The 7,020-nt window shown below is 58.8% G+C and carries 7 protein-coding genes; 3 read left to right on the top strand and 4 right to left on the bottom strand.

Going from position 1 to position 7,020, the window contains the following annotated elements; genetic code table 11:
- Positions 1–38: 38 nt before the first annotated feature.
- From AC1DRJ_RS16330 to AC1DRJ_RS16320, 3 genes are all read right to left on the bottom strand, one after another.
- Positions 39–1,691 (bottom strand): SulP family inorganic anion transporter, encoded by a 1,653-nt coding sequence (locus AC1DRJ_RS16330; protein ID WP_477803065.1) that lies wholly within the window; start codon positions 1,689–1,691, stop codon positions 39–41.
- A 94-nt stretch (positions 1,692–1,785) separates the two neighbouring features.
- Positions 1,786–3,066, bottom strand: coding sequence for a serine/threonine transporter (locus AC1DRJ_RS16325; RefSeq protein WP_477803064.1), 1,281 nt, complete (start codon positions 3,064–3,066; stop codon positions 1,786–1,788).
- Positions 3,067–3,225: 159 nt separating this feature from the next.
- On the bottom strand, positions 3,226–3,546 hold the full coding sequence (locus AC1DRJ_RS16320) for a hypothetical protein (RefSeq protein WP_477803063.1): 321 nt from the start codon (positions 3,544–3,546) through the stop codon (positions 3,226–3,228).
- Positions 3,547–4,108: 562 nt separating this feature from the next.
- Here AC1DRJ_RS16320 and AC1DRJ_RS16315 point away from each other — a divergent pair.
- The 3 genes from AC1DRJ_RS16315 (at position 4,109) to AC1DRJ_RS16305 (ending at position 6,195) form a co-directional block, all read left to right on the top strand.
- Positions 4,109–4,492 (top strand): tautomerase family protein, encoded by a 384-nt coding sequence (locus AC1DRJ_RS16315; protein ID WP_477803062.1) that lies wholly within the window; start codon positions 4,109–4,111, stop codon positions 4,490–4,492.
- Positions 4,493–4,522: 30 nt separating this feature from the next.
- A complete protein-coding gene (locus AC1DRJ_RS16310; protein WP_477803061.1) occupies positions 4,523–5,122 on the top strand; it encodes a TetR/AcrR family transcriptional regulator in 600 nt (199 codons plus the stop codon).
- 101 nt (positions 5,123–5,223) lie between these two features.
- The gene (locus tag AC1DRJ_RS16305; protein WP_477803060.1) at positions 5,224–6,195 is read left to right on the top strand and encodes a 2-hydroxyacid dehydrogenase; all 972 of its coding nucleotides are present in this window, start codon (positions 5,224–5,226) and stop codon (positions 6,193–6,195) included.
- On the opposite strand, the gene tssA is transcribed toward AC1DRJ_RS16305, so the two are convergent.
- On the bottom strand, positions 6,192–7,020 hold an 829-nt coding region (gene tssA / locus AC1DRJ_RS16300), incomplete at its 5' end, for a type VI secretion system protein TssA (protein ID WP_477803059.1). The two genes, AC1DRJ_RS16305 and tssA, sit on opposite strands and share 4 nt — an antisense overlap.

Below are 7,020 nucleotides of genomic sequence, written 5' to 3'. Positions count from 1 at the left end.
GACACTCCCTCTTCGCGAGCAAGCCCGCTCCCACAAGGTTATGCGCTGATCTTAAGGGCTTGTTGTACCGCGCCATCCACGCTCAAGTCACTGAGGATCACCTGCGCACCCACCACCTCGGGCAACACCGCCAGCGCGGTCTGCGCTGAATCCTTGAGCCGTGCCAGCACCAACTGCTTCCCTTCCCCCCGCACCCGCCCAAAAAATTCCTGCAACGCCTCAATGCTGGTGCCATCCAGATCAGGTGATTCCTCCAGGCTGAGAATCACCGAGTGAATCGGCGTTGGCGAATGGCGGATCAAGCGCAAGGTGCTGCCCAGAACCCGCTCGACGTTGGCAAAGAACAACGCCTCCCCCGGCCGAACGATCAACACCCCAGGCACCGTCTGCGCCGTAGGATGGCGTTGCAGGTCAACAAAGTCATGGCCACCATCAATGCGTCCGAGGGTTTGAATATCCGCAGCCGACATTTGTTTGAGCATCAGCACCACACTGATCGCCACTGCCAGCAGCAGACCGTCCAGCACCCCCAACACCAGCACGGCAGCCACCGCGCAGATCACCAGCAAGCGATCGCGCCGCCAGATGAAATACCGCCCCAGCGGTTGCAGGCTCAAGCCCCGGGCCAGGGCATGGATCACGATGGCGGCGAGAATCGGCTCCGGCGTCAGGGCGATGTAAGGCAACACCGTCAAAACGATAAGCAGTACCACCAGCGCCGCCACGCCACCAGCCAGTCGTGAGGTGGCCCCCGCCGCTTCATTGGCCGAGGTTGCCGAATACCCTGCCCCGGCCGGCATGCCATGAAACAATCCGGACAACAGATTGGACGCACCCAGCGCCAGCAGATCGCGGCTCGACGAAGTCCGGTCACCATGCTTGAGCGCATACGAACTGATCGAGCCGTATGACTCCGCGTACAGGATCATCACCATGGCAAAGGCCAATTCGCCCAAGCGTAACCAGTCAGTAAAGGGCAATACCGGTAACCGCGGCACTTCCAGGTTCAAATCGATCACACCGATCAACCTCACCCCATACGCAGGCAGATTCAGCCACTGACTGGCAACGATGCCGATCACGATTACCAGCAAACCGCCCGGCAAGCGTCGGAACCTTGCAAACAGCACCAATAAGGCTAATGCCACGGCGGCGACACTCGCCGCCACCCCATTCCATTGCGGAAGTTGTTCCAGCAGTTGCGGCAGAAACCGAACCAGATTGCCGTCGCTCAGATGCACCCCGACCACACTCGCAACCTGCTTGAGGATGATGGTCAGTGCCAGACCAAAGGCAAAGCCGCGCAGCACCGGTTTGGCAATGAAAGAGGTCACGCTGCCCAGCTTGAACAGCCCGGCCAACAAAAAGAACGCGCCAGTCATCAGCACCAGGCCGATGGCCAGGGTCGAACGCAACTGGGGATCGCCGTTGGCCAGCGTTGCGGTAGCGGCGGCCAGCACCGCCGCGGACGAGGAAGTAGCCGACACAATGGCAAAGCGGCTGGTACCGAATAGCCCATAACACAGCAAACCGGCAAACAAGGCGATCACCCCTGCCTGTGGCGCCACCGCGGCAATGCTTGAATAGGCGACCGCTTCGGGTAGCAACAGACCGGCAATCGACAACCCGGCCAGCAGGTCCCGCCAGGGATTGGGTCGTTCGGTGAGATTGGGGGGGGAGGCGCTCGTCAATCCGGTGACTCCAGGCGAAAAAAAACCGCTGCACGTATCACGTGCAGCGGCCACTGTAGCTGTCAATTCGGCGCTGCGCGAGCAGTCCGAACGATCACGCGGTCAGCGAGTAAATCAACGCGGTAATCGCCACCAGGCCCACCGCTGTCACGAAGACATTGGACGCCTGGCCGCGATAGCGCGCCATCGCCGGCACCTTGCGGATCGCGTACATCGGCATCAGGAACAGGATCGCGGCGATGATCGGGCCGCCGAGGGTTTCGATCATCCCCAGAATGCTTGGGTTCAGCGTGGCAACGATCCAGCAGACCACCAGCATGAACGCCGCGGTCATGCGGTCCAGCGTCTTCGGTGCCGGGCGTTTGCCGCTCTTGACGATCAGGCCTTTAAGGCCTTCGCTGGCACCGATGTAATGGCCCAGGAATGACTTGGAGATGGCCACAAACGCAATCAACGGTGCTGCGAAGGCGATGGTCGGGTTGCTGAAGTGGTTGGCCAGGTACGACAAAATCGACAGGTTCTGAGCCTTGGCTTCGGCCAGTTGTGCCGGCGACAGGGTCAGCACGCAACTGAAGACGAAGAACAGCACCATCACCACCATCAACAGGTGAGCGCGGGACAGGATCTGCGAGCTGCGCTCTTCGGCGTGGTCACCGTAACGGCGCTTCTGGTCGACCGCAAACGCCGAAATGATCGGCGAGTGGTTGAACGAAAACACCATTACCGGAATCGCCAGCCACAAGGTACTCAGCAACGCCGACGGTTCAGGCAGCGTGCCGGCGGTGGACAGAATGCCGCCGTTCCAGTGCGGTATCAGGAACACTGCCAAAAACAGCAACGCCACGATGAACGGGTACACCATCAGGCTCATGGCCTTGACGATCACCTGCTCGCCGCAACGCACCACCGCCAACAGGCCGAGGATCAACACCAACGACAGCACTGCACGCGGCGGCGGAGTGATGTGCAATTGATGCTCCAGAAAACTGCCCACGGTGTTGGTCAACGCCACGCTGTAGATCAGCAGGATCGGGAAGATCGCAAAGAAGTACAGCAAGGTGATCAACGCACCGGCCTTGATGCCGAAGTGTTCTTCCACCACTTCGGTGATGTCGGCACCTTCGCGTCCGGACAGCACGAAACGGGTCAGGCCACGGTGTGCGTAGAAGGTCATCGGGAACGCCAGCACCGCCAGGACCAGCAACGGCCAGAAACCGCCCAGCCCTGCGTTGATCGGCAAAAACAGTGTGCCGGCCCCGATGGCCGTGCCAAACAGGCCCAGCATCCAGGTGGTGTCATGACGGTTCCAGCTCGAAAGAGTCGCTGGTGCCGCCGTTACATAGCGTTTGTCGACGCTATTGGCCTGATCATTCATCCGGTGGGATCTCCACATTCCGGTCAGTTGCTACCCGGCCAGGACGAGTCAGAAAAACCCGACAGGCAGCGCCCTGGCCGAAACAGGGGCGCGATTGTCCGGGTTTAATGAATAAAAGCAAATACTTAGCTGAGGAGTGGTGGTGCGGATTAGAGGATTTCAGGACGGCGATTGTCGCTTTTCTGACCGAACAGGGTGCATCACAGACTGATGCGCCGTTGTCACCGAAACCCAGATCATCGCCAAAGTGCCGATTAAAATGCTCGGTTTATGCTCCCGAAACACACCAATCTGCTCAAGGCTTGAGGACATCGTGATTGATCCAAGGGCACAGGCTGCGACCAGGCCAGTCATTGACATAGCGATGATCACGCCATGAGTCAGGTCTGCTTTTTGTTTGTAGTACCAGCACAGTCCCAGATATATAGCGATGCAAAGAACGCTGCTGATAATGGAACAGTCGAATTGGTCCAGCTGCATAGGGCCCTATCCTTGGTATGGGGCCGATCTTGTTGCTCGAAAACCAAAAATTGCGCCTAGAACAGCACCGACCAGGGTGCTGCCAAGGCCAGGGAAAATCATATTCGCAAACGCGGCACTGCCCACGGTTGTCGAAATCATTGTGACGTCCATGACTCGATTGATAGGCAAGCGTGTTTCCTTACGACAAATCTTCTTGGCTGACATGTGTTCGCCTCCTCCTGGATGGGCCGCTCTGGGCGCCTGCGCACGAAAAAACATGCCGTGGATTATGTGTGAGCCAGCGTACGGCGGGCAAACACCAATAGGTAACTGAAAGCATCTGAGTCCGTGGGCGTCCCAAGCCATTTCACCCACAAATCTGTAAAGAATTACCTCGATTACTTGAAAGCGCCAGCGGTGTACCAGTTTACAAACCTGTTGAATGCCCCATCGCAATCGCTAGCAGGCTCACTCCCACAGAAAGCAGGAGGCCACTTCATCGCCCAATAGCAGCTTTCGCTTGATAAAGGACATATGTCATGTATTTTCAATTGACCGGCCTTCTCTCTGGAGACATCCCATGCCACTGGTTCGTGTCGACATCAAAAAGCATCAGGACCCCACCTTCGCCAAACGTGTCGGCCAGCTCATTTACGCCGCCATGCACAGCGCCATCGCCGTGCCGGAAAACGATAATTTCCAGATACTGACGGAACACGATGAACATCATTTCATCTTCGACCCCGAATACCTGGGCATCAAACGCACCGACAATCTGGTGATCATCCAGATAACGCTGAGTGAAGGCCGTACGGATGAGAAGAAAAAACTGCTCTACAAAACCATCGCCGAAAGCCTGAATCGTGAACTGGCGGTGCGTCTGGAGGATGTTTTCATTAATCTGGTGGAAGTGAAAAAAGAGAACTGGTCGTTCGGCAACGGGGTTGCCCAGTACGCCCTTTGATCCTTCACCTTTTATACCTGTGAGCCACTGATGCCCCGAGTTTCCCGCAAGCAAGCAGACCTCAACCGCGAAATCATCGTCGAGGCTGCCACGCGGCTTTTTCGCGAGCGGGGTTTGCACGGCATCAGTGTCGTCGACGTCATGGCAGCCGCAGGTCTCACCCATGGCGGGTTCTACGGGCATTTCGAGTCCAAGGAGGCGTTAGCGCAGGAGGCCAGTGGTCGGGCGTTCGACCGATCTGTACAACGCTGGCAGGAACGGATCGCCGCCCATGTCGACGACAATGACGCCGCCCGCCGTGCGCTGATCGAGCCTTACCTGTCGCAAGACAGCCGCGACAATCCGGGTGACAGTTGCCCGGTAGTCGCCTTCGCCGGGGACATGTGCCACGAAACGGCAGACAGCGGTTTGCGCCGGACCTTCATGGAAGGGCTCGACAGGCTGCTGAAATCCTATGGCTCGCAGCTGGATTCAGGCGATGTCGATGCGGATCGGCAACAGGCGCTGGTGGAGTATTCGCTAATGGTCGGCGCCCTGACCCTCGCCCGCGCCAGTCGCGGCGATGCACTGTCGGATGAAATTCTCGACGCCGCACGCACGTTCCTGACCTCGAAAGGCTCATCAAACTGAACAGCCGCGTCTACGACCTTTGGCCATTGCCAAACTGATCGCGAATCAGCAATCTGAAGCGACGTTCGAGCCCCACATTCCGATGCCCACAGGAGCGCAGCATGCCTGCAACCGTTCTCGTACTGGTTGAAACCATCAATGATTATTTGCCGATTCTCGAACATCAGGGTTTTCACCTGATTCTTGCCCCAACCCCTGCCGAGCGCATCGCTGCCATCGCCCGAAATGGCGTGCAGATCGATGCGGTGCTGACCCGTGGCCCATTGGGTCTGTACGCCGATGAAATCGCCGCCCTGCCCAACCTCAAGATCATCTGCGTCATCGGCGCCGGTTACGAACACGTTGACCTGCAAGCCGCAGCCGACCGTGGCATCACGGTCACTAACGGCGCCGGGGTGAATGCGTCATCAGTCGCCGACCATGCCATGGCGATGCTGCTCGCCCTGGTGCGTGACATTCCCCGCTGCGATGCGGCGGTGCGTCGGGGTGAGTGGCCGAAGATCATGCGCCCTTCCCTGGCCGGCAAGCGCCTGGGCATTCTCGGCCTCGGTGCCGTCGGCATGGCCATCGCCAAACGCGCCGCCAATGGCTTCGACATGACGGTGAATTACCACAGCCGCCAGCTTCGCAGCGATGCGCCCTACACCTTTTGCTCCACGCCTACTGAATTGGCCCGCGTCTCGGATTTTCTGATCATCGCGACCCCTGGCGGCATTGGCACCCGACACTTGATCAACAAACATGTCCTCGACGCCTTGGGGCGCGACGGGTTCCTCATCAACATCGCCCGCGCCAGCGTGATCGTCACCGCCRACCTGGTCAGCGCGCTTGAACAACGACTCATTGCCGGCGCCGCGCTGGACGTGTTCGATGCCGAGCCGAATGTGCCGCAGGCACTCAAATCGTTGAGCAACGTGATCCTGACGCCGCATGTCGCGGGATTGTCCCCGGAGGCGACTCAAGGCACCGTTGAACTGGTCGGGAAAAATCTGCTGGCCTTCTTCAGCAACCAACCGGTGTTAACGCCAATTGCCTTACCCCTCCCAACCATGCCCTGCGGAGTCGCTGATTAAAGGACACCCAGCAGTGTCCAGAGACGACGGGATTCGGCATCGGCCGAGATCAATTCGCCCAGCAACTCGCTCAGTGGCTTGTTGCCCCACTCCACTCCCCGCCGGATCAAGTAAGGAACGGGGCTGTGGGGTTCAGTACGTGCCAGGTATTCGGCAATCGACAACAATTGCCGATAGGCCTCTTCGCGGCTAGCCGGCTCACGAAATACCTGCGGCACCGACGTCGTTGGGGATATCACGACAGTCGCTGATGGCGTCGCTGGCGGTGGCTCTGCCACCGCTTCAGTTAACGGTCGTGGCTGCATGGCAATGAACTCCTGAACCAGCGTCAATATCGCCTCGATCACGTCCCGCAAAGCTTTGAAGCCTGGCGCCTGATTACCGAGGTAAGCGTCGCTCCATGCCTCCAGCCGTTGCAGATGTTGCAGGCTTGACAACAGATTCTCCTGACGGCGCAACCAGAAGGACTGAGGAGTGGCTCGAATCATTTCAGTGAGTTTTTTCTGTTCGCCTCGCGCCGTTTCCGCCGACGTTTTGGCTGCCTTGCTGTCATTGGCCAGAACCTGTTGCAGTCGCAGTCGCCGCCAGGCATCCAGGCTGTAACACTCGAACTCACCGTTACTTGGATCGAGCAATGGCACCCGCGTCAGCAGCACTTCGCTGTAGCGCCGCGCAAGCCATTCAAGCGGAATGACCCGCCATGACTGATCACCGTCTTCGGCCCGAGGATGAAGGTGCTCGGGATAGCGTTCACATAAACCGACGACCAACGCGAGGCTGCCCGGCAATCCGTCGAGGCCGTCCTGATGCAACCAGGCTTCACCC

The sequence above is a fragment of the Pseudomonas sp. P5_B2 genome (genome assembly GCF_056400445.1).
This window is presented reverse-complemented; position numbering and strand designations above follow the sequence as displayed.